Source organism: Oerskovia sp. NPDC060287 (genome assembly GCF_042726775.1).
Taxonomy (GTDB): domain Bacteria; phylum Actinomycetota; class Actinomycetes; order Actinomycetales; family Cellulomonadaceae; genus Oerskovia; species Oerskovia merdavium.
Genome location: NZ_JBHXBO010000387.1, coordinates 1 through 2185 on the forward strand (window position 1 = coordinate 1; position 2185 = coordinate 2185).

Genomic DNA, 2185 nt, shown 5'->3' on the forward strand with positions numbered 1-2185 from the left:
CGCCAGGGTTGTCCGCCAGGTAGGAGCCGATGATCTCCTCGCTGCGGCCGTCTCCGTAGACGTCGGCGGTGTCGAAGAAGGTCACGCCCGACTCGGCCGAGGCGTCGAGGACGGCGCGCGCGTCGTCCTCGCTGACCTCTCCCCAGTCCGCGCCGAGCTGCCAGGTGCCGAGCCCGACGACCGAGACCAGCCTTCCTGTGCGTCCGAGCACTCCTCGTTCCATGTGTTCCTCCTCGTCCTGCGGTGGTGCTCCCGTCGCCCGGGGGCCGGGGACGGTGCGTCGCTCGGCCTGCTGCCCCTGCGGGCAGCACGACCGGGTTCTACTGTGGCTGCTCGCGCGGTGTTCCGCACCCAGTAACGTATGTGATCGTGAACATCAAACCACCCTCGGGCGCCCAGATCCGTATCGAGCACGGGGACCACCACGTCACCGTCACGGAGGTCGGCGCGGCGATCCGCGAGTACACGGTCGGGGGGCGCGACGTCTTCACCCCCTTCTCGGAGACCGAGCTCGCCCCCGCGTCCCACGGAGCGGTGCTGCTCCCCTGGCCCAACCGGCTCCGTGACGGGCAGTACGAGTTCGACGGCGCCGCGCTCCAGCTCCCGATCACCGAGGTACCGCGGAACACGGCGATCCACGGCCTGGTGTGCTGGGAGCGCTGGGACGTCGTCGAGCAGTCCGCGTCGGCCGCGACGCTCGAGCTGCACCTCGTCCCGACCCCCGGCTACCCGTTCGACCTCGTCGCACGCGTGACCTACGCGCTGACCGACGCCGGCCTGCGCGTCACGACCCGTGCGACGAACGTGGGCGGCACCGACGCCCCCTACGGCGTCGGGTTCCACCCGTGGCTCTCGCCCGGTGACGCGTCGGTCGACGAGTGCACGCTGCGCCTCGACGCGAGCACCCGGGTCACCACGGACGAGCGGCTCCTGCCCACGGGTACCGAGCCCGCGGCCGGCGACTTCGACCTGCGCGAGCCGCGGCTGCTGGCCGGGATCGACCTCGACGACGCCTACGTCGACGTGCTGCGCGACGAGGACGGCCTGTCGTGGATGCGGCTCGGCGCACCCGACGGCCGGACGGCCGCGGTCTGGATGGACTCCTCGATGGACACGTGGCAGGTCTGCACGGGCGACCACGTGTCGGCCACGGCGTACCGCCGCACGGGCGTCGCGGCCGAGCCCATGAGCTGCATCGCGGACGCGTTCCGCTCGGGCGATCGCCTGGTGCGCCTCGCCCCGGGTGCGTCGCACGAGACGACGTGGGGCGCCACGCTGCTCTGAGCCGGTGGAGCCCGGCAGGTGCCGGCGGCGGCCGCCCTCATGGTCGCCTCCGGCACCAGTTGTCGTCCGTCCGGCCTGACGTCCCGCACGGGACCCCGGTCGTGACAGACAATGGTGTGCGAGCGAACGAGGAGCACATCACCGTGGGAGAACCTGAAGTACGGATCTGCGTGGTCGGCGACGAGCTGATCGCGGGCGTCGGCGACGCCAAGGGCCTCGGCTGGGTCGGGCGCGTCGTCGCCCGTTCCCGTTTCCCCGGGACGGCGATGGTCTTCCCGCTCGCGATCCCTGGCGAGACGACCACGGCGATGAGCCAGCGCTGGGACCTCGAGTCGACCAAGCGCTTCCACCCGGACCCCGAGTCCGACAACCGTCTCGTCATCGCGCTCGGACGGCACGACCTGGACGCCGGTCTGTCGGTGGCCAGGTCGCGGCTCAACCTCGCGAACGTGCTCGACGTGGCCGAGCAGCGTCGTCTCCCCGTGTTCGTGGTGGGTCCCCCGCCGGGCCGACCCGAGGACAACGACCGCCTCGCGGAGCTCTCGGGGGCGTTCGCGGACGTCGCGAACCGGCGACGGGTCCCGTACGTCGACACCTTCACGCCGCTCGTGACGCACGAGCAGTGGCTCGCGGACCTCGCGACGGGCGTGGGCGGGTACCCGGGGCAGGCGGGCTACGGGCTCATGGCCTGGCTCGTCCTCCACACCGGCTGGCACGCCTGGTTGGGCCTGCCCGACGACGTCGCGTAGGCCGGGCCGGCGTCTCGCCCGCCGTCCGCCGAGGGTGACCTCCCCGCCGGCCGGGGCCACCGCACAGCGCGGCCACGGTGACCGGACCGGGGCGGACGGTCCGGCTCACGTCGGAGCCGGCGAAGACCGCAGCGGCTCGTGCCCCTCCTCGG

3 protein-coding genes are annotated in these 2185 nt (G+C 72.9%); 2 read left to right on the forward strand and 1 reads right to left on the reverse strand.

Translation table 11 applies throughout. From position 1 onward, the window contains the following. The coding region (locus ACFWFR_RS19170; RefSeq protein ID WP_377624172.1) for an aldo/keto reductase at positions 1-223 on the reverse strand (223 nt) is incomplete at its 3' end. Between the two features lie 146 nt (positions 224-369). On the opposite strand from ACFWFR_RS19170, the gene ACFWFR_RS19175 reads away from it, so the two are divergent. Together ACFWFR_RS19175 and ACFWFR_RS19180 are read left to right on the forward strand one after the other, a co-directional pair. After that, the gene (locus ACFWFR_RS19175) at positions 370-1284 is read left to right on the forward strand and encodes an aldose 1-epimerase family protein (RefSeq protein WP_377624173.1); all 915 of its coding nucleotides are present in this window, start codon (positions 370-372) and stop codon (positions 1282-1284) included. A 116-nt stretch (positions 1285-1400) separates the two neighbouring features. After that, complete coding sequence (locus tag ACFWFR_RS19180; protein WP_377624174.1) at positions 1401-2033, forward strand: GDSL-type esterase/lipase family protein; 633 nt, start codon at positions 1401-1403, stop codon at positions 2031-2033. Positions 2034-2185 lie beyond the last annotated feature (152 nt).